Source organism: Thermosynechococcus sp. M98_K2018_005, assembly GCF_015295825.1.
GTDB lineage: Bacteria > Cyanobacteriota > Cyanobacteriia > Thermosynechococcales > Thermosynechococcaceae > Thermosynechococcus.
This window is the reverse complement of record NZ_DVEH01000049.1, coordinates 1-24136: the sequence shown is the minus strand read 5'-3', so window position 1 is coordinate 24136 and position 24136 is coordinate 1. Positions and strand designations below refer to the sequence as shown.

The 24136-nt window shown below is 53.6% G+C and carries 26 protein-coding genes; 16 read left to right on the top strand and 10 right to left on the bottom strand.

Annotation, left to right across the window (positions count from 1 at the left end; translation table 11 throughout):
• The first annotated feature begins 38 nt into the window (after positions 1-38).
• Entirely contained in the window at positions 39-326 is a 288-nt protein-coding gene (locus IGQ15_RS07180; protein ID WP_297050229.1) for a 4a-hydroxytetrahydrobiopterin dehydratase, read from the top strand.
• An 86-nt stretch (positions 327-412) separates the two neighbouring features.
• The gene (locus tag IGQ15_RS07175; RefSeq protein ID WP_297050227.1) at positions 413-2050 is read left to right on the top strand and encodes an acetolactate synthase large subunit; all 1638 of its coding nucleotides are present in this window, start codon (positions 413-415) and stop codon (positions 2048-2050) included.
• Here IGQ15_RS07175 and IGQ15_RS07170 read toward each other — a convergent pair.
• The 5 genes from IGQ15_RS07170 to IGQ15_RS07150 all read right to left on the bottom strand — a co-directional run bounded on the left by IGQ15_RS07170 (position 2047) and on the right by IGQ15_RS07150 (position 7488).
• Positions 2047-3786: an FAD-dependent oxidoreductase gene (locus tag IGQ15_RS07170; RefSeq protein ID WP_297050225.1), complete on the bottom strand. Its 1740-nt coding sequence runs from the start codon at positions 3784-3786 to the stop codon at positions 2047-2049. The genes IGQ15_RS07175 and IGQ15_RS07170 overlap by 4 nt on opposite strands.
• Entirely contained in the window at positions 3783-4430 is a 648-nt protein-coding gene (gene lepB, locus IGQ15_RS07165) for a signal peptidase I (protein ID WP_297050223.1), read from the bottom strand. Before lepB ends, IGQ15_RS07170 begins: the two co-directional genes overlap by 4 nt.
• 130 nt (positions 4431-4560) lie before the next feature.
• Complete coding sequence (locus IGQ15_RS07160) at positions 4561-5418, bottom strand: fructosamine kinase family protein (RefSeq protein WP_297050222.1); 858 nt, start codon at positions 5416-5418, stop codon at positions 4561-4563.
• A gap of 11 nt (positions 5419-5429) precedes the next feature.
• The gene (locus IGQ15_RS07155) at positions 5430-5657 is read right to left on the bottom strand and encodes a Calvin cycle protein CP12 (protein ID WP_297050219.1); all 228 of its coding nucleotides are present in this window, start codon (positions 5655-5657) and stop codon (positions 5430-5432) included.
• Positions 5658-5886: 229 nt separating this feature from the next.
• Entirely contained in the window at positions 5887-7488 is a 1602-nt protein-coding gene (locus IGQ15_RS07150; protein ID WP_297050218.1) for an NAD(P)H-quinone oxidoreductase subunit 4, read from the bottom strand.
• 307 nt (positions 7489-7795) lie between these two features.
• Between IGQ15_RS07150 and IGQ15_RS07145 the strand changes: the two genes are divergently transcribed.
• The 9 genes from IGQ15_RS07145 (at position 7796) to IGQ15_RS07105 (ending at position 15430) form a co-directional block, all read left to right on the top strand.
• Positions 7796-8137: a cation:proton antiporter subunit C gene (locus tag IGQ15_RS07145; RefSeq protein WP_297050215.1), complete on the top strand. Its 342-nt coding sequence runs from the start codon at positions 7796-7798 to the stop codon at positions 8135-8137.
• Positions 8138-8146: 9 nt separating this feature from the next.
• Complete coding sequence (locus tag IGQ15_RS07140) at positions 8147-9577, top strand: cation:proton antiporter (protein WP_297050213.1); 1431 nt, start codon at positions 8147-8149, stop codon at positions 9575-9577.
• Positions 9574-9963: a Na+/H+ antiporter subunit E gene (locus tag IGQ15_RS07135; RefSeq protein WP_297050212.1), complete on the top strand. Its 390-nt coding sequence runs from the start codon at positions 9574-9576 to the stop codon at positions 9961-9963. Before IGQ15_RS07140 ends, IGQ15_RS07135 begins: the two co-directional genes overlap by 4 nt.
• Complete coding sequence (locus IGQ15_RS07130) at positions 9960-10220, top strand: hypothetical protein (RefSeq protein WP_181495024.1); 261 nt, start codon at positions 9960-9962, stop codon at positions 10218-10220. The genes IGQ15_RS07135 and IGQ15_RS07130 overlap by 4 nt, the downstream gene beginning before the upstream one ends.
• Positions 10221-10234: 14 nt before the next feature.
• Entirely contained in the window at positions 10235-10513 is a 279-nt protein-coding gene (locus IGQ15_RS07125; protein ID WP_181496944.1) for a monovalent cation/H(+) antiporter subunit G, read from the top strand.
• Positions 10506-11036, top strand: coding sequence for a DUF4040 domain-containing protein (locus IGQ15_RS07120; RefSeq protein ID WP_297050208.1), 531 nt, complete (start codon positions 10506-10508; stop codon positions 11034-11036). Before IGQ15_RS07125 ends, IGQ15_RS07120 begins: the two co-directional genes overlap by 8 nt.
• Positions 11033-11692 (top strand): Na(+)/H(+) antiporter subunit B, encoded by a 660-nt coding sequence (locus IGQ15_RS07115; RefSeq protein WP_297050206.1) that lies wholly within the window; start codon positions 11033-11035, stop codon positions 11690-11692. Before IGQ15_RS07120 ends, IGQ15_RS07115 begins: the two co-directional genes overlap by 4 nt.
• Before the next feature lie 233 nt (positions 11693-11925).
• Positions 11926-12663, top strand: coding sequence for a 3-oxoacyl-[acyl-carrier-protein] reductase (gene fabG / locus IGQ15_RS07110; RefSeq protein ID WP_297050204.1), 738 nt, complete (start codon positions 11926-11928; stop codon positions 12661-12663).
• Positions 12664-12688: 25 nt separating this feature from the next.
• Complete coding sequence (locus IGQ15_RS07105; RefSeq protein ID WP_297050202.1) at positions 12689-15430, top strand: valine--tRNA ligase; 2742 nt, start codon at positions 12689-12691, stop codon at positions 15428-15430.
• A gap of 127 nt (positions 15431-15557) precedes the next feature.
• On the opposite strand, the gene IGQ15_RS07100 is transcribed toward IGQ15_RS07105, so the two are convergent.
• From IGQ15_RS07100 to IGQ15_RS07090, 3 genes are read right to left on the bottom strand one after another with little or no spacing between them, the layout of a single operon-like run.
• Entirely contained in the window at positions 15558-15914 is a 357-nt protein-coding gene (locus tag IGQ15_RS07100) for a ribulose bisphosphate carboxylase small subunit (RefSeq protein ID WP_297050199.1), read from the bottom strand.
• 30 nt (positions 15915-15944) lie between these two features.
• The gene (locus IGQ15_RS07095; protein ID WP_297050197.1) at positions 15945-16325 is read right to left on the bottom strand and encodes a chaperonin family protein RbcX; all 381 of its coding nucleotides are present in this window, start codon (positions 16323-16325) and stop codon (positions 15945-15947) included.
• A gap of 53 nt (positions 16326-16378) precedes the next feature.
• Positions 16379-17806: a form I ribulose bisphosphate carboxylase large subunit gene (locus IGQ15_RS07090; protein WP_297050194.1), complete on the bottom strand. Its 1428-nt coding sequence runs from the start codon at positions 17804-17806 to the stop codon at positions 16379-16381.
• 412 nt (positions 17807-18218) lie between these two features.
• Here IGQ15_RS07090 and ylqF point away from each other — a divergent pair, with 412 nt between their 5' ends.
• A complete protein-coding gene (gene ylqF, locus IGQ15_RS07085) occupies positions 18219-19067 on the top strand; it encodes a ribosome biogenesis GTPase YlqF (RefSeq protein ID WP_297050193.1) in 849 nt (282 codons plus the stop codon).
• Between the two features lie 217 nt (positions 19068-19284).
• Positions 19285-19413: a hypothetical protein gene (locus IGQ15_RS07080; RefSeq protein WP_297050191.1), complete on the top strand. Its 129-nt coding sequence runs from the start codon at positions 19285-19287 to the stop codon at positions 19411-19413.
• A 414-nt stretch (positions 19414-19827) separates the two neighbouring features.
• Here IGQ15_RS07080 and bchI read toward each other — a convergent pair whose 3' ends face one another.
• Positions 19828-20889: a magnesium chelatase ATPase subunit I gene (gene bchI, locus IGQ15_RS07075; RefSeq protein WP_363315814.1), complete on the bottom strand. Its 1062-nt coding sequence runs from the start codon at positions 20887-20889 to the stop codon at positions 19828-19830.
• 347 nt (positions 20890-21236) lie between these two features.
• Here bchI and IGQ15_RS07070 point away from each other — a divergent pair, with 347 nt between their 5' ends.
• The 3 genes from IGQ15_RS07070 to rsmI are packed head-to-tail and all read left to right on the top strand — an operon-like array spanning position 21237 to position 23182.
• On the top strand, positions 21237-21716 hold the full coding sequence (locus IGQ15_RS07070) for an RNA-binding protein (RefSeq protein WP_297050188.1): 480 nt from the start codon (positions 21237-21239) through the stop codon (positions 21714-21716).
• A gap of 18 nt (positions 21717-21734) precedes the next feature.
• A complete protein-coding gene (gene cbiT, locus IGQ15_RS07065; protein WP_297050185.1) occupies positions 21735-22337 on the top strand; it encodes a precorrin-6Y C5,15-methyltransferase subunit CbiT in 603 nt (200 codons plus the stop codon).
• Entirely contained in the window at positions 22337-23182 is an 846-nt protein-coding gene (rsmI, locus tag IGQ15_RS07060) for a 16S rRNA (cytidine(1402)-2'-O)-methyltransferase (protein WP_297050182.1), read from the top strand. Before cbiT ends, rsmI begins: the two co-directional genes overlap by 1 nt.
• On the opposite strand, the gene cofG is transcribed toward rsmI, so the two are convergent.
• A complete protein-coding gene (gene cofG / locus IGQ15_RS07055) occupies positions 23163-24110 on the bottom strand; it encodes a 7,8-didemethyl-8-hydroxy-5-deazariboflavin synthase subunit CofG (RefSeq protein ID WP_297050181.1) in 948 nt (315 codons plus the stop codon). The two genes, rsmI and cofG, sit on opposite strands and share 20 nt — an antisense overlap.
• Positions 24111-24136: the final 26 nt, after the last annotated feature.

Below are 24136 nucleotides of genomic sequence, written 5' to 3'. Positions count from 1 at the left end.
CTCTACTACCCCAGAGCTAATAGGGTTGAGGCAAGACCATGGCAGAGCGATTATCCACAGCGGATATTGAGGCCCAGCTTATGAGCCTGCCGGGCTGGAAATTAGTGGGCGATCGCCTTGAGCAAACCTTCACCTTCAAGGACTTTCTAGGCTCTATTGCCTTTGTCAATCGCCTTGTGGATCCCGCTGAGCAGGCTGGGCATCACCCTGATTTGTCCATTTCTTGGAATCGGGTCACGGTCTGCCTCACCACCCATGATGCGGGCGGGATTACCCAAAAGGACATTGATCTGGCCAAGGTGATCTCCGATCTGGCAGCAGCATAAATTTCGTCAGCATTTGCCAACATTTAAGAATTGGGCAAGGAAAGCAGAACTACGATAGAAGGTAGTGCCCGCGATCGCCCATCCTTATGAATACTGCCGAATTACTCGTGAAATGCCTTGAAAATGAAGGCGTCGAATATATTTTTGGTCTACCGGGGGAAGAAAATCTTGATGTCCTCCATGCCCTCCGTCGCTCTCGGATTCAATTTATCACCACCCGCCACGAACAGGGGGCGGCCTTTATGGCCGATGTCTATGGTCGCCTCACTGGCAAAGCGGGGGTGTGTCTCTCGACCCTTGGCCCCGGTGCGACAAATTTAATGACCGGTGTGGCTGATGCTAACCTCGATGGTGCTCCTCTTGTGGCCATTACAGGACAAGTGGGGACGGATCGGATGCACATCGAGTCCCACCAATATCTGGACTTGGTGGCCATGTTTAGCCCGGTAACCAAATGGAATGCCCAGATTGTCCGCCCCAGCATTACACCAGAAATTGTCCGCAAGGCCTTTAAGATTGCCCAGAATGAAAAGCCGGGGGCCGTTCACATTGATGTGCCCGAAAACATTGCCGCCATGGAAGCTGAGGGCTATCCCCTCAAGCCTAGCCCCCCTGAAAAAACCTATGCCTCGTTCCAGAGCATTCTCAAGGCCGCTGAACTGATCAATGCTGCTGAGAACCCCCTGATCTTAGTGGGGAATGGCGCTATTCGTGCCCATGCTGCCGCTGCCCTCACCCATTTTGCCGAAAAGCTGAATATCCCCGTGGCCAATACCTTCATGGGCAAAGGGGTCATTCCCTATCAGCACTCCCTTGCCCTGTGGACGGTGGGACTCCAACAGCGGGATTACATTAGCTGCGGCTTTGATCATGCTGACTTAGTGATTGCCGTTGGCTATGACTTGATTGAGTATTCCCCGAAAAGCTGGAACCCCGATGGCCGCCTGCCCATTATCCATATTGCGGCCACCCATGCGGAAATTGACAGCAGCTACATCCCTGTTGTTGAGGTTGTCGGCGATATTTCTGACTCCCTCTATGAAATTCTCAAGCGGGCCGATCGCCAGGACAAACCCACCCCCTATGCCGTCCAACTGCGTCAGGACATTGTGGCGGATTATTACCAATATGCCCAAGATGAGGGTTTTCCCGTCAAGCCGCAAAAGCTCATCTATGACCTGCGTCAAGTCATGGCACCAGAGGACATTGTTATTTCTGATGTCGGTGCCCACAAGATGTGGATTGCCCGTCACTACCATTGCGATCTCCCCAACACCTGCATCATTTCCAATGGCTTTGCGGCAATGGGGATTGCAGTACCAGGGGCAATGGCTGCGAAATTGGTCTATCCCCAGCGGCATGTGGTGGCGGTCACAGGGGATGGTGGCTTCATGATGAATTTCCAAGAACTGGAAACGGCGCTGCGCATGGGAACAAACTTCACAACCATCATCTTTAATGACGGTGGCTATGGCCTCATTGAGTGGAAACAGCAGCGCTACTTTGGTGAATCCGCCTATGTCCACTTTGGTAACCCCGACTTTGTCAAGTTGGCCGAAAGCATGGGCCTTAAAGGCTATCGCATTGAGGACACCGCTGACTTTATCCCCACGCTGAAAACCGCCTTGGCACAGGAGGTTCCCACCATCATTGATGTCCCTGTGGACTACAGCGAGAATCTGCGCTTTAACCAACGCCTTGGGGAGCTAAGCTGCGACACTTAGGCCACGTGTTCCACCCGCATCCAAGGAGCATAGGGGTTGATAAAGCCCGTCACTGTGATCGGCTGCCCATTTCTATAGGTTTGCAGGCGAGCGTTCACGGTGGGGTGGAGGGTCACCAAAGGCCAAGACTGTTGATCGGTGCGCAGTTGATAGGCCTGCTCCCCCAGTTTCACAAATTCGCCCGTGACAGTTTGCATTCCTGGCCTCATGGTCATTGGTGTGGGTTGGGCGATCGCCACTTCTGGGGGTAGGGGGACTGTGGGATCAAATGTATTGAGTGTCTGGAGTTGCCAAGCTTCCCACTCTGGATGTTGCGGCGGTAGGTTAAAGAAGGGAAAAATTGCCTGTCGGCACTCCTGAATCAGGGGCTTCAGATCAAGTCTGCCCACCAGTTGGTGCAGAGATTTCCCTTGGCGAATAGCTGTGGCGGCTAACCACCCTGCCCCCTGTCCAATGCCCATCACCAGCGGTTGCAAGCGGGTGGCACCATTGGCAATATGGGTCACGGAGATATTTTTCTCTGCCACCAAAAAGCCCTCTACCCTCTGGGGAATCAACGACGTATAGGGCACTACAAAGGGTGTTCCCGTCCAACGGCCGCCCCAACGGATGGACTTAGGAGTAAGGGGGAGTTCCATCCCCGGATAGTGGTGATCGTTCGGATAGTTGCCGATGGCAATGCCCGTGTAGTGACCTTGGGCATCAACGGGCAGTAGAGCACTGGGGAGAATATCCTGCTCGTGAATCGTAGTGAGACCAATCAGGCGCCGGCTTTCGCGGTAGTAGGGATGGAGCGCATAGGCACCGCCCCCCAGTTGGCCAGCGAGTTGGGGAAAAGTCTCTTCCGCTAAACCGTAGCGGCGACCAAAGTGGCGTTGGATATAGCAGGCAAAATCCTGAGCATGCCAGCGTGCCTCTTGGCAAAAGGCCTGTCGCTCTTGGGCAGAGCCAACCAGCCGGTCCAGACCCACCCCATAGTCATTCCCCTGCTGCGGCCAGTTAAGCATAAAGCGGTTCCCCGGTAGGCGGCCATAGTTGAGAAAGTGCAGCGGGTCGTAGCCTGCCCAAGCACCGTTAAACTTGCGCTCATCCCAAAGGGGGGAAGGGGGAATCGCCGGGGCAGTGGCACCCTGACCATAGTCCTGCAAAACGACAATCCATGTGGGGGCTTGAACGGGATAGGTTTGAGTCAAGACGGTGGGCGCTGGGGGTGCTGAGGGTTCTTGGGTTTCTGCCTGCCACTCCCACCCCCAACGATGGGGAATTTCCCCCAAGACAAGGAGATCACCAAGTTCTGTGGCGTCAATGGTAATTTGGGCATGGATGGTGAGGGTGGTAAATTCCACCCCGAGGACGCGATCGCCTTGGCGCAAAACCGCTTGGGGAACTTCACCAACAATCCACGTCAGCTTCGGGGTTGTCTTGACCCACTCGGCAAAAAGATCAGCGGCGACCTTTGGCTCAAAGGTAAAGAAACTCACCCAAGCATGATCTAGCCCCCCCGGCTGTCGTTGGGCAATCGCCCGCAGAAACTCGCCCCACAGCCCTGTTTGCCAAGCCATCAGTTCATTGCCATCGGGCGCAGCCACCCCCGCACTCGTGAGCATGCCCCCTAGCCACGGCGTTTCACTGACTAAGACTGTTTGTGCCCCCCTACGAGCTGCCGTTAAGGCAGCAGCTACCCCCCCCGTCCCACCGCCAACCACGAGTACCTCGGTGCGTAGCGTTTGCCTCACTGTTGCGGTTCCTTCGGCTTGGTCATCAACCCCCAGCGATCGGGGGGCCAAAAGCGAATCGCCGCACGACCAATAATGTAATTGCGCGGTACCACTCCCCAGCAGCGACCATCAAAGCTGTTATTGCGGTTATCCCCCAAAACCAAGTAACTGTTGGCAGGAATCACTTGGGGTTGAGCCAGATAGGGCTGCATGCCAACACAGGTATCTACCGATGTAAAGGTTGAGGGCGCAAGATAGGGTTCGGGCAGGGGCTGATTGTTGACATAGACCCGCCCTTCGCGCAGTTCGACGCGATCGCCCGGCAAGCCCACCACCCGTTTGATGAAGGCATCACGAAAGCCCGCCTGCTCAAGTGTGGGGGTTGGATTAAACACAATAATGTCGCCCCGATGGGGGGCATGGAAATAGTAGCTGATTTTTTCAATAATCAGGCGATCGTTAATCAGCAGGGTTTCTTCCATGGAACCGGTGGGGATATAGCGTGCCTCGGCCACAAATGTACGAATACCAATGGCAAGGACAGCCGCTAGCCCTAGGGTTTTGGCTATTTCCAGCCACCAAGGTTCTGTGGCCTTTTTTGTCTTGGCTGTCACTGATTCAGGGGTAGAAGCATTTGTGGGTGGCACTTTGCCATCGGACATAGGAAGGAATCTCGCAAACACTCAAAAATTGAAGCCATGCACTCCACGATACTACAGCGATGTAAGGCAAGTGGCCACTTTAATCTTAGAGTGCTTTGGCAAACGTTCTGTCCCACGGGGCAGCTTGCAGTTAAAGGATCTGCTCAATCATGTACTGGGCTTGAGTCCCATAACTGCCGCCAAAAAGATTGAAGTGATTGAGGATGTGATACAGGTTGTAAATAGTTTTCCGTTGCCCATAGCCAGCCGGTAGGGGATAGGTGGCGTTGTAGCCCTCATAAAAGGCCGCAGGAAAGCCACCAAAGAGTTCACTCATGGCCAAATCCACCTCGCGATCGCCATAGTAACTGGCGGGGTCGAAAATCACCGGTTCCCCCGTGCAACAAAAGGCGGCATTTCCCGACCAGAGATCGCCGTGCACTAGGGTAGGGGTTGGCTCATGGTTCAGGAGTTCTGGAATGGCTGCTAGGAGCTTCTCCGCCTTGGGAAAGTGTCCACCCCGACGGCGAGCCAGATCAAACTGATAACGCAGGCGAGCATCGCGGAAAAACTCCCCCCAGTTGTCTGACCAAGGGTTCATTTGAGGAGTGGCACCAATGGTGTTATTTTCCGACCAGCCATAGCGATCGCCCGTGCCCTTGAGGTGCAACTGGGCCAACTCTACCCCCATCTGCCACCAATCCCCAGCACTGGTGAGGGGCAAGTATTCCAACACTAAAAAACTCGCGTCCTCAACCCTTCCCCATAGCAGGGGAAGGGGAACGCGAATCGCTTGGACCTTGGCGATCGCCCTCAGAGCATTGGCTTCGGCAGCAAACATGGCCTGCCGTTCAGGACGATTGAACTTAATGAAGAGGGTTTGCTCAGGATGTTGCCACACATAGGTGGTGTTGATACTGCCGCCCCCCACCGCAAGGGCTTTACCCTCATGGAGCCGCTGACCCGTCGCTGCGGCAAATTGATCCCACAACTGTTGCCAGCGACCCACACCCTCAACCCCTAGTCGTCGTAAATGCGACACTCAGCAGCATCGGGGTTGTCATCACAGTACTGCTGGAAGGAGGTTTTGTGATCTTGCTGCTCAGCGCGTTGGTGGGCAGCTTCCGCTTGCAGTTCCTCAAGGGCATCCCAAGCGGCGGCACACTGTCCAGAGGTTGCCCCTTTGGTGTCACAGATTTTGTGGGCTTCCTCGCGAGCTTGTTCAATTTGTTTCTCGAGATTACTCATAGAGCCTTTATTGAATCACCGTATTCAGTTTACAGCCCTTTTCTAGGGGATGGAGACGACAGAAGAGATTGGGTGCTCTTCTACCTTAGCTTTCACAGTGCTGAGCAGGTACTATCTTTGGGAAAAGGGCTGTATGCAATCTGCCCCAGGGCAGGAATGCCGTTACTCCACTCTAGCAATGAATGCCCTGAACTGCCAGTTGGAGAAGGTGCATTCCCACCCCTAACTCCTAGAGGGTACTGTCGGCAACGGTTGCTTCACTGACTAGGCTAGGGGCGGATTGGGTCAGTTGGGCGTAAAGGGGCAGATGGTGCTGTGCCACAGCAGGCAGAGCCGCATGGACATGGTTGGCGATCGCCGTCGTGGTCACATCATAGGTTTGGGTGGCCAGCTTGGGATACATCCCCACGGCAATAATCGGCACCAAGAGGGACAGAGCAATGAACGTTTCGCGGGGATTGATGTCCAAAAGCAATTTGTCAAACATATCGCCCGCTTGCTGGCCCGTAAAGACACGGCGCACCATCGAAAGCAGATACACGGGCGTAATAATCACCCCCACGGCAGCGAGGAAAATCACCCCTACTTTGAAGGTGGTGGAGTAGGCGTCACTGTTGGTCAAGCCCAAAAAGACGGTGAGTTCACTGACAAAGCCGCTCATGCCGGGCAGCGCCAACGAGGCCATAGAGCCAGCGGTAAACAGGGCAAAGGTTTTCGGCATGGATTGGGCAATGCCGCTCATTTTTTCCATGGCCAATGTGTGGGTGCGATCGTAGGTCACCCCGGCCAAGAAGAAGAGGGCAGCCGCAATCAAACCGTGGGAGAGCATTTGCAGCATTGCCCCATTGAGACCAATGCCATTGAGCGCACCAATGCCCAGCAGCACAAAACCCATGTGGGAAATTGAAGAGTAGGCCAGTCGCCGCTTTAGATTTTCTTGGCCAAAGGCGGTCAGGGCGCCATAGACAATATTCACGACCCCAAGGGCAATGAGAACAGGAGCAAAGTAGATGTGGGCATCGGGGAGCATTTGCAAGTTGAAGCGAACTAGACCATAGCCCCCCATTTTCAAGAGCACTCCCGCCAACACCATGGAGACCGGAGCAGAGGCTTCACCATGGGCATCGGGCAACCAAGTGTGTAGTGGGAAAATCGGCAGCTTGACACCAAAGGCAATCAGAAATCCACCATAGGCCAGCAGTTCGAGTGCCAAGGGATAGTCTTTGAGCCCCAAGGCCGCCATGTTGAGCGTAAAGTCACCGCCATAGAAGGCCATCGCTAGGCCAGCAAGGAGGATAAAGAGGGAACCAACGGCAGTGTAGAGGATGAATTTTGTAGCAGCGTATTGGCGTTTGGCACCGCCCCAGATGGAGATCAGCAGATAGACGGGCACCAGTTCCAATTCCCAAATCAGGAAGAAAAGGATGAGGTCTTGGGCGGCAAAGACGCCAATTTGGGCACTGTAGAGCGCTAGCATCAGAAAATGAAATAAACGCGGCTTTTGCTTTACTTGCCAAGCCGCAAAGATTGCCACTGTGTTTACCAGACCCGTCAGCAAAATCAGGGGGACAGCAAGGCCATCAACCGCTAGGGACCAGTTTAGGCCGATTTGCGGGAGCCAAGGCACGGTTTCCACCATTTGGATCTGGGCGGATTGGGCATCGTAGTGCTGCCAGAAAACCATTGCCGAAAGGCCAAATTCGAGGAGTGCGATCGCTAGGGCATACCAGCGGACTGTCTTCCCCTCACGGTCGGGCAACACGGGAATCAAAAAGGCTGCCACTAAAGGCAGCAGTGTCAGTACAGTTAGCCAAGGAAATTGGACATTCATCAGACAACCCCCCAAGGGACGAGTCCAGTAATCTGTTCAAGTATCTGAGTAAGAATATATACCTATTTGTCGAATGTTGCAAATTGTTAAGCATTTTTCTAAATTATAAAGTTCATGGCACTGCTATTGACAAAAATCTATTCTATAGAGAATTAATATTGATCTAAATAAAGTTAAGATGGGAGTTGACGTGCTTAAGGTTCCTCACCGTTGGTTGCGGCGGTGCAGTTCTACAGCAAAGGGCGAGGTGTAAAGGGAAAACAGAATGTTAAAGTCTGTATACCAAGGTGTCTGCGAATAGGGTCTCATGATTTTCTTAGAAGCAAGTGTTTTTGTCACTATCCTTGTTGGGTTTCTAGCAGCGATCGTCAAGAAAAACCTGCTAATGAAGATTGTGACAATGGATGTCATGAGTACCGGGGTGGTGGCTTTGTTTGTGGTCATTGCCACCCACAGTGGTCTGGTCACCCCCATTGCCCGTGGTGGAGCCTTTGATGCTGCCTATGCCGACCCCGTACCCCAAGCCGTGATTTTAACGGCGATCGTGATTGGCCTTTCGATTCAAACGCTGATGCTGGTGGCGGCAATGAAGCTAGCGCGGGATAACCCGACTTTAGAAACCCCAGAAATTGATCAAAAGTATCTGTAGGAAGTGGCAATGACGGAGCTGGCGATCGCTTGGATTTTGTTGCCGTTTGTGGCTGGCTTAACCCTTTATTTGCTGCCCTCCTTGGCGCGGGGTCTGACACTGGCGATCGCCCTTGTTTCCCTTTGTGTCGGCTTAGGCATCGCCATCAACCAAGTCAACACTGCGTTTGTCCTTCTCGATAGCTTTGGCGTTTCCCTGAGCATTGACCCCCTCAGTGGCTACTTTATTGTCACCAATGCCCTTGTGATTTTGGCAGCACTGTTACATACATGGCAGGAGGGTTATAAAGCGTTCTTCTATGTGCTGCTGTGTCTGCTCCACGGCTGTGCCAACACCGTCTTTATTTCCGCGGATTTCCTCAGTCTCTACGTCAATGTTGAGGTGCTGGGGATTGTTGTCTTTTTGTTGATTGCCTATCCCCGTCGCGATCGCCCCCTCTGGATTGGCCTGCGCTACCTGATGGTGAGCAACGTGGCCATGCTCTTTTATCTCATGGGGGTGGCTCTCGTTTATCAGACAAACCATACCTTTGCCTTTAGTGCCCTGATGCAGGCACCGCCAGAGGCCGTGGCGCTGATTTTGATGGCATTGTTAGCCAAGGGCGCCATTTTCATTGGTGGGCTTTGGTTGCCCCAGACCAATGTCGTTGCTGCCCCTGTGGTTGCTGCTCTCCTAGCCGGCATTGTCGAAAATGCTGGGGTGTTTAGCCTTGCTCGCGTTAGTCTGCTCTATAGCAACATTGCCGATATTGTACGGCTGTTTGCCCTCGCCTCGATCTTTTTTGGCCCCATATTCGCCTTGGTGGCCGATGATGTGCGACGGATGCTCAGCTTTAGTACCCTTGGCCAGTTGGGGTGGGTGATCATTGCCCCCCCGGCGGCGGGCTTGTATGCCCTGATGCACGGCTTAGCCAAGGCTAGTCTTTTTTTGAGTGTGGGGGAACTGCGCCACTATCGTCTTAGTGAATTGCGCCAAGAGGGTCTGCCGCGCCCAGTGGCGATCGCCCTGATGATTGCCGGTTATGGCATTGTCGGTGTGCCCTTCCTTGCTGGATTCCCCGCTAAGGCCTTGACCCTGAGTTACCTTGATCCGTGGCAGCAGGGACTCCTCTATGGTGCTGGCTTTTTGACCGCGACAATTTACAGTAAATTCCTCTTTTTGCCCCGCTATCCCAGCAAGACTCTTATGCCCGTGGGCTATAGTGCCGCCACAATGGTGCTCTTGGGTGGGCTATTTCTGGCCAATGCCGCCTACATGGAAGCCTACGGCAGTGGCATGAGTTTGCTACGCGCCTTTTTACCGCCCTTGGTGGGGTGGGGTCTAGTGGCCTTGGGGGTCTCCCGCTGGGAATCCGCTTGGCAAGGGGCTTGGGAGCGTCTAGAGCATCTTCTAGGGATGATGCTGTTACTCTTACTTGGCTTGGTGGGGTTAGCGCTATGAATTATTTGAACTTTGCCCTGCGCCTAACAATTTGGCTGCTGCTGACGGCGGACTTTGGCTTGGTCAATCTGGCGATTGGTATTTTGGTTTCGCTCCTGCTGCCCCAAGGGCGGGGGGGGGTGGCAACACTGCAGCAGTGGCTGAGTACCCTAGGGAAAGTGGCGATGGCTGTCCCCCGGGCCTATATTGAAGCTATTGAAATGATGGTGCGTCCCCATCGTCATGAAGCGATCGTCCGTGAACCCGTTGATCCCACTCGTGCCCCCGGTCTGATTTTTCTGGATATTTTTACGATTACCTTCACCCCCAAGACGATCGTGCTGCACTACGACGAGGAGGGCTGGTTTGAAGTGCATCAACTCGTGGAGCGCAGACCCGAAAAATGACGGCCTTTTTAGTCATCATGCTGCTGATTCTGGGCATTCCCCTCTATGCTGCTTGGAAGGGGGAGCACATCTGGTCGAAGATGCTTGCCTTTGCCAGTATTGCCACAAAAGCAGCAATTATGATTTTGCTGGTGTCGGTGCAGCGGGATGATTGGATGATTGGCATTGTGGGGGTGATCATTCTCAGTGTGGGCAATGGTGCCCTGATGCTCCTGGCGCAGATTCTGCGGCGACTACGGGATGTCGCCAATCTTTAGGGAGGGGGTAAGTGATTTTACAGTGGATCAGTTATGCCTGTATTAGTTTTGGTCTCTTTCTTTGGCTGTGGGGAACATGGCCGCTGGTGGGTCGGCGATCGCCCCTCTATAAACTACATTTCTTGTCAGTCTCCGATACCTTAGGTTCGATGGCCATCATGATCGGCGTTTTGCTGCGCATTCCCCGCGAATGGCCGCTTCTGGTCTTGGCATTGATCTCCCTCGCCCTCTGGAACACCATTCTGGGCTACGTTTTGGCCTACTGCTCCCAAGGGGAGGACACTGATGGATAGCTGGCTCATTGCCGTCACTGCACTCCTACCCCTAACCACTCTGATGCTGGTGTTTCAGAAGAATCCCTACCATGCCCTTGTAATTCGCGGCATTATTGGTGCGGTGGCGGCTCTCCTCTATGCCATTCTCGGCGCTGCCGATGTGGCGCTGACCGAAGCCCTTGTGGGAACGATGCTCTCGATTATGCTCTACGCGGTTGCAGTGCGCTCTTCCTTGGTGGTGCGATTGGGCATCTTAGCTTCGGCACTCTCCACCGATAGCTTGGATCATTTACTGGGAGCCATTCGTGAAGCCCTTGCCCCCTATCATTTGCGTGTTGAATTAATCATCTATCCCACGTTGGAGCAACTCAAAATAGCGCTCCGCGATCGCGAGATCCATGCCCTATGCGCTGAAGAAACCACTCAATTATTAACGATGACCCGTGTAGCACGCCTTTACACCATCCTCAAGCCCCACCTTACCAGTCTCACAGAACTCGTATATTACCCCTTGCCCAGTGAAGAGGAGTCAGCGACATGATTTGGTTCTATGGCATTGCGGCAGTGCTACTGCTGGTGAAAATGCTGATGATCCCCACCCTAGCTGCGGTACCAACAATTCCCATTGTCGAAACTCTTGTTAACCAGAGTGCAATTCCCAATGCCGTTACGGCTGTGATTTTGCGCAATCGCTTGTACGACACCATTTTTGAAGTGGTGGTATTCACCCTTGCCATCATGGGGGCGCAGTATTTGCTCAGCAATGAAAAACCCCTAGGCCACGTTAGCCGCTTTAATGATCAGCCCTCGATTGTTTTGGCAAGATTTGGCGCCACCATTTGCTCCCTTGTGTGTATTGAGTTGGCCTTGCGGGGGCACCTGAGTCCAGGCGGCGGATTTGCGGCTGGCGTTGCTGGCGGAACGGCGATCGGTCTTGTGGCCATTACCTCAGCCCCAGAGTGGCTAGAGAGCATTTATCGTCGCTTCCATGCCGCCACATGGGAAAAAATCTCCGTGATGGTTTTTATTCTCTGCGGTGCCAGTCTGTTAATGGGGGTGGCCTTGCCTGCGGGTCGGTTTGGCACGCTCCTCAGTGGTGGCTGGATCCCTTGGCTGAATATCCTCATTGCCCTGAAAGTGGCCTTGGGGTCGTGGGCAGCAGTGCTGACCTTTATTCGCTATCGCGGCCTGCTTTAATCCAATACTCCTGTAGAAGCTTACCAAGCTAAGTCGCGCAGAAGCACTCCTACGACTTCACTGCGCTAGAGGAAGTGTCTGATTGGCGCGATCGCTCCACCTAAAAATACTGCCTCGAGTGTTGATCTACTGGGATGAGATGCCCTAGCCCCAAGAGGGGTAACATCGGCTGTTAAAATTTGTGATGGGTTATCCATACGTGCAGCATTTTTGCCCTTTAGGAGAGAACTGATTTGAGCGAAGCAGCCGTTGCCATTGTCACTGGTGCCTCACGGGGAATTGGTCGGGCGATCGCCCTCGAACTGGCGAAAAAAGGAGCCACTGTGGTTGTCAACTACGCCCGTTCTGCTGAGGCCGCTCTTGAAGTGGTGCAAATGATTGAACAGCAAGGGGGAACAGGGATCGCGATTGCTGCCGATGTGTCTGTGCCTGAGCAGGTCGATACCCTTGTAGCCAAAACCGTGGAAACCTATGGCCGTGTCGATGTGCTGGTCAACAATGCGGGTATTACCCGCGACACGCTGCTGCTGCGTATGAGCCTCGAGGACTGGCAGGCGGTGATTAACCTGAACCTTACTGGGGTTTTCCTGTGTACCCGTGCTGTGAGTAAACTGATGCTCAAGCAAAAACGGGGACGAATTATCAACATTGCCTCGGTGGCAGGGCAAATGGGCAACCCTGGCCAAGCCAACTACAGTGCTGCCAAAGCGGGCGTGATTGGGTTTAGCAAAACCGTGGCCAAGGAACTCGCCAGTCGGGGCATTACTGTGAATGCCGTTGCCCCCGGCTTTATTGCCACTGAGATGACCGCTGGACTTAAGGCAGAGGACATTCTTAAATTCATTCCCCTAGGGCGGTATGGCGAACCCACAGAAGTGGCAGGGATGGTGCGCTTTTTGGCCTTGGATCCGGCAGCCGCCTACATTACGGGGCAAGTCTTTAATGTGGATGGTGGTATGGTGATGGCCTAGGCGCCTTGGAGTAGTGCAGCAACCCATGACCGACGCGATTACCCTCCCCAGTCAATACGATCCCAAGCAAACGGAGGCCAAGTGGCAACAGCTTTGGGAAAGCAGGGGTGTCTTTCACGCTGACCCCAACCACCCCGGCAAGCCCTATTGCATCGTCATTCCGCCTCCTAATGTCACCGGTAGTTTGCACATGGGGCACGCCTTTGAGCACGCCCTGATTGATGTGCTGATTCGCTATCACCGCATGATTGGCCGCAACGTCCTCTGGCTGCCGGGGACAGACCATGCCAGTATTGCTGTTAGCACGATTTTGGATCAACAGTTGCAGGCGGAGGGCACCAACCGCTTTGCCTTGGGACGAGACGCCTATCTCCAGCGGGCTTGGGCATGGAAGGAGTCATCGGGCAATACGATTGTTCGTCAAATTCGTCGCTTGGGATTGTCGGTGGATTGGTCGCGCGAACGCTTCACAATGGACGAGGGCTTGTCGCGGGCGGTGCTGACCGCTTTTAATCGCCTCTATGAAGCAGGGCTGATCTATCGCGGTAAGTATTTGGTGAACTGGTGCCCCGCCAGTCAATCGGCGGTCTCGGATTTGGAGGTGGAAAACCGTGAAGTCCAGGGGCATCTCTGGTATTTTCGCTATCCTCTGACGGATGGCTCAGGATATTTGGAGGTGGCGACGACCCGTCCAGAAACGATGCTGGGAGATACAGCGGTGGCGGTTCACCCTGAGGACGATCGCTATCGCCATTTAATTGGCAAAACGCTGCGTCTTCCCCTGATGAATCGGGAAATTCCCATTATTGGCGATCCCTCAGTGGATCCCACCTTTGGCACTGGCTGTGTGAAAGTCACCCCAGCCCACGATCCCAATGATTTTGTCATGGGGCAACGCCATCACTTAGCCATGATTAACTTGATGAATAAGGATGGCACCCTCAATGAGAATGCTGGGGAGTTTGCGGGTCTGGATCGCTTTGTGGCGCGTAAACAGGTGGTGGCTCGCCTAGAGGCAGAGGGCTTTTTGGTGCAGGTGGAGGACTATAAACACACCGTTCCCTATAGCGATCGCGGCAAAGTACCCATTGAACCGCTCCTCTCTACTCAATGGTTTGTGAAAATTCGTCCCCTAGCGGATGCCACCCTTAAGGCACTGGATAAAAAGCACTCCCCCCGCTTTATTCCCGATCGCTGGGCAAAGGTCTATCGCGATTGGCTGGTCAACTTGCGGGATTGGTGTATTTCACGGCAACTGTGGTGGGGGCATCAAATTCCCGCTTGGTATGTGGTCAGTGAAACCGAGGGCGAAGTGCGCGATGACACGCCCTTTGTGGTGGCGATGGATGAGGCCGCTGCCCGTGCCAAGGCGATCGCCCAATTTGGCAAGGAGGTTCAACTCCAGCAGGATCAGGACGTACTGGATACATGGTTTTCCTCTGGTCTATGGCCCTTTTCTACCCTAGGCTGGCCCGATGATACGCCAGACTATCGCTGCTATTACCCCAACACCACCCTTGTGACCGGGTTTGACATCATCTTTTTCTGGGTGGCGCGGATGACAATGATGGGGCAGTACTTCACGGGTAAAATTCCCTTCCGCGATGTCTATATCCACGGCTTGGTGCGGGATGAAAACAACAAAAAAATGTCCAAGTCGGCCAACAATGGCATTGACCCGCTGATCTTAATTGAAAAATACGGTACTGATGCGCTGCGCTATAGCTTGGTCAAGGAAGTGGTGGGCGCCGGTCAGGATATTCGCTTGGCCTACAATCGCAAAACTGATGAATCGGCAACCGTCGAGGCCGCTCGCAACTTTGCCAACAAGCTCTGGAATGCCTCTCGCTTTGTGCTGCTGAATCTAGAGGGACAAACTCCCAGCCAGTTGGGAAGACCGCAGCGGCGGGACTTGGCGGCCAGCGATCGCTGGATTCTCAGTCGCTACCACACGGCCATTCAAACCACCCGCGAACGCATTGAAAGCTATGGCCTTGGGGAGGCGGCCAAGGGACTCTACGAATTCATCTGGGGGGATTTTTGCGACTGGTACATTGAACTGGTCAAACCCCGTTTGCAAGGGGAAAACACCAAAGCCAAGCGCACCGCTCAGCAGGTACTGGCCACGGTTCTCGATGGCACCTTAAAGCTGCTCCATCCTTTCATGCCCCACATCACAGAGGAGATTTGGCACACGCTACATCAGGTGGGAGACAGTGCAGTTTTAGCCCTACAACCCTACCCGAAAGTGAATCGCCGCGCCATTGATCCTGACCTTGAAGCCCAATTTAGTCTTTTGATTGAAACCATCCGCACGATTCGCAATCTGCGGGCAGAGGCGGGGATTAAGCCGGGGTTGTATATTACGGCCTTGATTGAGGCCAATCCTGAGGAAGCGCCGATCTTTGAGGCTGGGGCGGCGGATATTCAACACTTGGCGCGTCTCGAGTCGCTAACCATTGGTACCGGACTGCAAATTCCGCAGCAGGTGTTTAGTGGTGTGGTTGGCAAAAGCGAGGTGCTCATTCCCCTTGCGGGGGTCGTGGATGTGGAGGCCTTGGTGACAAAACTCCAGAAGGAGGGCGATCGCCTGACGAAGGACCTTCAATCCTTAACCGCTCGCCTCAACAACCCCAATTTTGTCAACAAAGCCCAACCAGAGGTGGTCGCTACGGCTCAGGCGCAATTGACCGCTGCCCAACAGCAACTCATGATTATTGAGCGTCGACTCCAGTCCCTAAGTGCCGATGCCTACACCCAATCCTGATGAGCAGCCCAAAATCATTGGGTCAAAGCCTATTTGCGCGATCGCTCGCCTCGTTAACGTGAAATAGGGGGGTCGTTTCCCCCCCTGAACTGTCATTCAATTGCAATGAACTGAGAAGATCTCAGCCTTAGTAGCGATAGCCGCTGTAGCCGCTGTTGGCCTGATTGGGCTTATAGACAATAAAGCTCATCACCTGGCACTGCTTGATATTGTCAAAGGCCACCACACGCACAAAGCAGTTGGGATATTCCGAGCGACACTGCTGCACTTCGTTGAGCACCTCTTGGGCATTGGTGCAGTTAAACAGGGGCAGCTTCCACATCGTCCAGTAACGAATCTCAGCATCAGAGCTTTCATTGAACTCCACGCAGGGGTGGTAGCCCTGATCAATCGCATACTGGATTTGGCGAGCAATTTGGGCGTCACTGAGGGGAGGCAGGTAGGAGAAGGTTTCGTAACGACGCTCTTTGGGCAGTGTTTTCATAGGTTCCTCAATTGGTTCACAATCAACAAATTATTCAAGGGTTTCTGGGTTGCTGCTTTCAACATTCGCTTCCGACACTTGGGTCATTCGCTCCAGTTGTTGACAGCGTTGTTGCAAATTGGCCTGCTGGATGCCCGCACGTAACATTTCTGGTAGGTAGTCCGCCACCATTTCCGCGAGATGTTCGCGCACCGTGAGAATGCGAAAACCGAGATCGGGCTGTTCGCGAAAGAGAGCTTCCAAGTAGCGTTCCCCATCTTGGACACTTTCTTGACTCGTGAACTGGTGTAGCCAGAGCGATCGCGGTGGATCGGTTTCGGCTAGTTGCCCAATCACCGTCCGCACGGCCTGATAGGTGAGATAACTCATCAGGGTTTTGGTGGTTTGCTTCGCAATGTGCTTGACATCCATAGACCTACGGGGAAATCGTTGCCGTAGCTCCGATTGAACCCCAACTGCACCACCTAGATCGTGTCTTGCGCTTCAAACTCGAACTTGATTTCTTTCCAGAGTTCGCAGGCAGCAGCCAGTTCTGGACTCCAGCGAGCCGCTTCGCGGATAATGTCGCCGCCTTCGCGCATGAGGTCACGGCCTTCGTTCCGAGCTTGGATACAGGCTTCAAGGGCGACCCGGTTTGCAGTTGCCCCCGGTGCATTCCCCCAGGGGTGCCCCAAGGTACCACCACCAAATTGCAACACCGCATCATCACCGAAGATTTCCACAAGGGCAGGCATGTGCCAGACGTGAATCCCACCGGAGGCCACGGCCATCACACCCGGCATCGAGGCCCAGTCTTGGGTGAAGTAAATGCCACGGGAGCGATCCTGCTCAATGTAGTTTTCCCGCAGCAGATCGACAAAGCCTAGGGTAACGGCTTTATCCCCTTCGAGCTTACCGACAACGGTACCGGTGTGGATGTGGTCACCGCCGGACATCCGCAAGCACTTGGCCAATACCCGGAAGTGCATCCCGTGGTTTTTCTGGCGGTCGATCACAGCGTGCATGGCGCGGTGAATGTGCAGCAGCATGCCATTGTCACGGCACCATTTCGAGAGGGTGGTGTTGGCGGTGAAACCAGCGGTGAGGAAGTCGTGCATGATGATGGGCATTTCCAGTTCTTTAGCGAACTCTGCCCGTTTCAGCATTTCTTCGCAGGTGGCAGCGGTCACGTTCAGGTAGTGGCCTTTGATTTCACCGGTTTCTGCTTGGGCTTTGTGAATGGCATCAGCAACAAACAGGAAGCGATCGCGCCAGCGTTGGAAAGGCTGGGAGTTGACGTTTTCGTCATCTTTGGTGAAGTCCAGACCACCGCGCAAGCATTCATAAACGGCACGGCCATAGTTTTTCGCCGACAGACCCAGTTTCGGCTTAATGGTGCAGCCCAAGAGCGGACGACCGTATTTATTCAATTTGTCGCGCTCCACTTGGATACCGTGGGGTGGCCCTTGGAAGGTTTTCAAGTAAGCCACAGGAATCCGCAGGTCTTCAAGGCGCAGAGCTTTAAGGGCTTTGAAACCAAACACGTTCCCCACAATGGAGGTCAGCATGTTGGTGACAGAGCCTTCTTCAAAGAGATCCAGCGGGTAGGCAATGTAGGCGATGAACTGATTGTCTTCACCCGGCAGGGGTTCGATGTCGTAGCAGCGACCTTTGTAGCGATCCAAGTCGGTCAGCAGGTCAGTCCACACGGTGGTCCATGTCCCTGTCGAGGATTCTGCGGCAACGGCGGCAGCGGCTTCTTCAAAGGGCACGCCCGGCTGCGGAGTCACACGAAAGGCCGCTAGAATATCGGTATCTTTGGGGGTGTAATCAGGGGTGTAGTAGGTCAGGCGGTAGTCTTTTACCCCTGCCTGATACCCAGCTTTTTGGGATTTGGATTGCGTATAGGCCATAGACGTTTTTCCTCTTTAACAGTTACTGTGCCAAATAGAGCAATCTCTACGGGCAACCTTTGCAATGGGTAGTGTGAACGCTACGATTCCCCGAAAATGGGGCAAAATTGAGCAATGCGAAACTCAGCGAGATGATGCAACCATCCGCAAGCCTGTGATATCGTCGTAGGTCTTATGCTTAGCATCAGCTTAGTTGATACCCAATGCAATAACTTTTGCTTTGGAGATTCTTAATTATTCTATAGGTTTGGGTTATCAATCTTTAGAGTTGTTTATAGGTTTCTAATCAGAGGGGCAAAACCATAGTCTTCTCTCTATTCAAAAATGGCTGATGATTACCTGAAATCAATTTAATGGCACTTATGGGGGGCGATCGCTCTATTGTTTTTGGAAAAAAGGGGGTGGAATTTCTATGAGTCCCATCATTCAATGGTATCCTGGCCACATTGCTAAGGCAGAACGCGCCCTTAAGGAACAACTGAAACAGGTGGATGTGATTTTTGACGTGCGGGATGCGCGGATTCCCCTTGCCAGTTGCCATCCCCAAATTCGTCACTGGGCCAGTGGTAAGCACCGCCTCTTAGTACTCAATGGGATGGACAGGATTAGCGATCGCGATCGCCAGCAGTGGCTGACATGGTTTGAGACCCAAGGAGAAACCGTCTTTTTCACCAATGCGCAGCGGGGTGAAGGGATTCGCCGACTCCAACAGGCAGCAGTGCGGGCAGGGGCTGCCATGAATCAACGCCGTCAACAGCGGGGCATGCAAGTAAGAGCCGTGCGGGCTGTGGTTCTGGGGTTTCCCAATGTGGGTAAGTCAGCACTGATTAATCGCCTTTTGCAGCAACGGGTGGTCGAGAGTGCCGCTCGGCCGGGGGTGACCCGGCAACTACGTTGGGTGCGATTGTCTCCCACCTTGGAACTTTTGGATGCCCCCGGTGTTTTGCCGATGAATTTTAAGAATCAAGAGGCGGCGGTAAAACTGGCCATTTGTGATGACATTGGCCAAGCTGCCTACGATCCCTGTCGGGTGGCACCGATTCTTGTTGAGCTACTGCACCAGTTGGGACACGCCGATCGCCTCAGCGATCGCTATGGTTTAGCCGTCACCGCCACGGGTGAAACCTATCTTCATGATCTCGCCACTAACCGCTACCACGGCGACTTGGAACGGGCGGCACGACAACTCTTGCAGGACTATCGCCGAGGTTATTTGGGGGCGATCGCCCTTGAGCATCCCCCCTTGCAAGATAGGATGTAGGTATCTCAGCAATTTTCATTGGTGTGCTATGAAAACACTAATTATTAGTGTATTGTGCGCAGTTTTGGAGCTGATGGTGATCCTGCTCGTAAGGGGAATGTGCCACCTCCCCTGAGTGAGTTATACGAGGAATTTGGCGTCGAACGAGGTTTCCATGCCAAAACCGTTCTTTGAGCCAAGCAATTAGTCTGCCCGCAGTGCTGAATCTTTTGAAGTGGTGTCTTTAAGTGAGGTCTTTTGGCCACTGGAACGGCAGCGGATTGCCACAGCAGGGAAACGGGGTGACTTTACTGCCGCCAAGGTACTCCTTGAAGCCCATCGCGATCGCCCGATCGCCTTGCCTTAACAACAAACTGGCAAATTTGTTCAGGAAATCACTGCACTCAGAGTGGATTAACCATCAAGCCACTAAAGAGATCGTTACCGATGGGGCACTGCGTCAGCAATGGACAAAAGCTGTTGAAGCTAGATGTCCAGATCATGAAACCGCTAATAGCCGCCTATTGAAAATTTGGGAACTAGAATTACTGATTCAACTGAGCTTGAAAAGACGCAACTATTACTTTCATGCAATTTGCGCAAATCTTGGAACGATTACTTGCTTGGAGACATCGAGAGGAAGACTGGGCGGGTGCTGGAGACTATACTCCCCCTAGTTTTTTGATTAGGGTTGGTAGGGGTAGCACCGAGTGGGAAGCAACTGGCTTACTAGAATCACCAGAAGCACAAAAAGAACAACTGAAGTCATCCCAATCCCAGCCTATGCAGCAACCTCCACGCCAAAGACCTCTTGGAAGACTTTACCCACTTTGTAGCCGGAGTCAATTGACGCGAGGGGATCCTTGCGCAGTCGGTGGCGCAGACAGAGGACAATCACCCGTGCAATATCGTCAACGGTGACATCGGTGCGTCCCTCAAAGGCAGCCAAGGCCTTGGCAGCGCGGTTAGTGACAATGTCTCCCCGCAGCCCGTCTACATCTAGCTCGGCGCACACTTGGGAAATTTTCACCCGCAGTTCGTGATCAATGGTAACGCTGGGCAGTAGGGCTTGGGCGGCAACTAGCTTGGCTTGCAGCGCTTCCTGTTGGGCTTGGTATTTGGCCAAAAAGGCTTCGGGGTTTTGATCAAATTGCGATCGCTGTTCCACAATTTCCACCCGCAGGGTTGGATCCTTGACGGTGCGAATCTCAGCGTGCATGCCAAAGCGATCCAGCAGTTGGGGTCGCAATTCCCCTTCTTCGGGGTTACCAGAGCCAACTAAGACAAAGCGTGCGGGGTGACGAATGGAAATGCCCTCGCGCTCAACGGTATTCCAGCCGGAGGCAGCGGCATCGAGCAGGACATCCACCAAGTGATCGTCTAGCAGGTTCACCTCATCCACATAGAGAATGCCGCGATTTGCCTTAGCCAAGAGTCCCGGCTCAAAGGCTTTTACCCCCTCAGCAAGGGCTTTTTCAATATCAATCGTGCCACACACCCGATCCTCAGTTGCTCCCAAGGGCAGATCCACCATCGGTACTTTTTTCTTGATGGTGTGAATCGGTTCACCCGCTGCCACGGCCACCTTCACGGCATCGCTCATCAAATCGGGATCGCTGGGGTGACTATTAAAAGGATCATCGGCCACCACTTCGATTTCTGGCAGCAGATCCGCTAGAGCGCGAATCGTGGTTGATTTGCCCGTGCCGCGATCGCCCATGATCATGACGCCACCAATTTTGGGGTCAATCACATTGAGCAACAATGACAGTTTCATTTCGTCTTGACCAACAATTGCCGCAAAGGGAAAAACAGGCCGACGAGGGACAGCAGTCGCAGTCACAGGCATCACATCGCAAAAACAGCATTGATCATTGTGCCACATTGCGTTTGCGCTGCCACGGCAAAATTTTTCCGCAAAATCCTAGCCCTAGGTGGAGAAACCGTGGTACCCTAAATAGGGATCATTCAAGAGCTAAGTGCTTCGACTGCCTTCGCTCTGCTCCATCCATCAAGGTTCTCAATTAGCAACAATCACTGTGAACCAATCTAGTCATTTCACACCACTAATAGAAGCAGGGTCCTTGCGTGCCATTCTTGGCCCTAGGCCGTGGTTGCAAGCGGTTTTTCACGCCCGACTGTCCATTTTTGAATCCTGTTGTTTTTAAGCTGCCTAAGGGAGGTTTCTTTATGTCCGTGCGTTTATATGTGGGCAATCTGCCGCGTGAACTGAGCCGCGAAGAGCTGGAAGCCCTCTTGAATCAAGAAGTGGGCGAAGTAGGCACCACCAAACTGATTACCGATCGCAAGACTGGCAAGTGCCGCGGGTTTGGCTTTGTCACCGTCGAATCCGAAGAAGTGGCAGATCAGGTGATTGAGAAACTCAACGGCTACACCTTTAAGGACAATCCCCTCAAGATTGAAAAGGCCAACGACAAGCCCAAATCTGAAGCTAAGGAAAAAGAAGAAGCGGCGGCAGAAAAACCCACTCCCAGCAACCGCAGCAGCAATCGCAAAAATAATAAAAATCATGGGCGGCGTACCCAAGTCAATTCGGCACCGGCTGAATATAGCTCCATGGATACGGAAGCTGTTCAACCGGATCCCCGCTGGGCAGATGCCTTAGCACAGCTCAAGGAACGGCTCCTCGCCCAAAGCAGCAATGCTTAAGGGTTTTAGGCAGTTTCTATGAGGGCGGATCCCTGGCCATTTGTTACTCCGGGTATCCCCGATGGTCTTTTTGAGCGCTTACCAGGTATTCCCCTCACCCAACGGGAAACGCGGTTATTGATGCTCTCGTATTTGCGGCTTGAGCCAGACTCCTGTCTTTGGGATGTGGGAGCAGGCACGGGTACAATCGCCGTTGAGGCAGCACGCTTGGCAAAGCGGGGACAGGTGGTTGCTATTGAACGGGATGAGGAAGTGGTTGATCTGATCCAGCGCAATTGCGATCGCTTTGGCGTCAAGAATGTGCAGATTGTTGCCGGTTTGGCTCCAGATTGCTTTCCTCAGTTACGGCACACACCGCAGCGGATTTGTCTCGAGGGGGGGCGCCCCATTAAAGAAGTTTTGCTGCAAGCCTGGGAGTATCTTGCCCCCGGTGGTCGCTTGGTGGCGATCGCCAGTAGTTTAGAAAATCTCTATGCCCTCTCTGAAGGTTTCGCGACAGTTCAAGCCCGCAGCCTAGAGGTGGTGCAATCCGTGATCAATCGTCTGGAAACGCGGGGTGGCCACCAAATTTTTGCAGCAGTGGAACCCATCTTTATTCTCAGTGGCGAGAAAATTTCCTAATGGGCATCGGACAATTGTGGGTGGTGGGTACCCCCATTGGCAATCTTGAGGACATGAGCCCTCGCGCCCTGCGCATTCTCAAGGCGGTGGATCTCATTGCTGCGGAGGATACGCGCCACACCGGCCGCCTGTTACAGCATTTTGGCATTACCACAGCGCAAATCAGTCTCCATGAGCACAATACCCAACAGCGTGTGCCCCAACTGCTTCAGCGCCTAGAGGCCGGTCAACAGATTGCCTTGGTTAGCGATGCAGGGTTACCGGGGGTGTCGGATCCCGGTTATGAATTAATCACGGCCTGTATTGCCGCAGCCATTCCGGTCACACCGATTCCCGGCGCGAATGCTGCCTTAACAGCCTTGATGGCCGCAGGATTACCGATGAATCGCTTTTGTTTTGAAGGGTTTTTGCCGACTAAGGGGCGCGATCGCCAGCAGCGATTAGCAGCACTGCAACAGGAAATGCGCACAATTCTGCTCTACGAAGCTCCCCATCGTTTAGTACAAACGGTAACAGAGTTATGTCAGATCTTGGGGAGCGATCGCCCCCTCGTCCTCGCCCGCGAACTGACGAAGCGCCACGAAGAATTTTGGCGGGGAACCCTCGGCACTGCCTGCACTTATCTACAGGAGTATCCCCCCCGGGGCGAATACACACTGGTTTTAGCCGGTGCCCCTGAACATTTTGTGGCCATAAATCCCAATCATGTTGCTGACGAATTAGCGACACTTCTTAGCCAAGGCCTTTCCCTTGCCCAAGCCAGCCGTCAACTGGCAGATCTTACGGGGCTTTCACGGCGCGACATCTATCAACTGGGACTCCGGCTCAAACAGGCATCCCCTTAACTCTCTCCCTCAATGGCGGCGGTAGCCAATCCACAAACTGCGGATAGACGGGGAGTCGTGGCACTAATTCCCATCCCCAAGCCTCTAATTGTTCCCTTAGGGCCGCGACATTGGTGTGGGGATAGTCTGGATTGACATGATCCAAGGGAACGATGCCCCCCAAATCGCGAGCGCCCGCTTCTAGGCACCCCCGAAAGACCTCTGGATCTGTGACGAGATTCGCAGGAATTTGAATTGTGATGTCCTTAGGCAAGAGCGATCGCGCCCACTGTACCACGTCCGGTAATTGCCTCAGATCAAAGGGGGGCAACGCTGCTTCCTGTTGCTGGCCGGGACTGTGGGGCTGCAAAATCACCTCCTGAATATGTCCCCAGCGCCGATGAGACTCAGCAATGGCCGTGAGAGTTTCTGCCCAATCCTGCGGCTCTTCGCCAATCCCCAAGAGCAATCCCGTGGTGAAGGGAATGCCCAGTTCCCCGGCCTGTTCCAGTTGGTGTAAACGCAGTTGCGGATCCTTGCTAGGGGCATGGCGATGGACGCTTTGCAACAACTTTGGTGTTAATTGCTCTAACATCAGCCCCATCGAGACATTCACCGCCTTGAGAGCGGCCATTTCTCCTCGACACAGGGGACCCGCATTGGTGTGGGGCAGAAATCCCTGATTGAACGCTAAGGCGGCTAGATTGTAGAGACGCTCTAACCATTGGGAACGCTGGGGACTGTTGGGGGCAACTTCACCGCTGAGAATAAGAATTTCTCGCACCTGTTGCGGATCAAGCCCTGCCAACTGTTGGGCCGCCGCCTCTAAACTCAACCCACCACTTGTGCCAATATCCTGACGAAAGTTGCAGTAGGTACAGCGATTAAAACACTCATACGTCGATACAAGGGTAAAAGCTGGACTATAGGTGATAGTGCGATCGGCCATAGAGACTAGCGAAAAAGTTCTCTTAT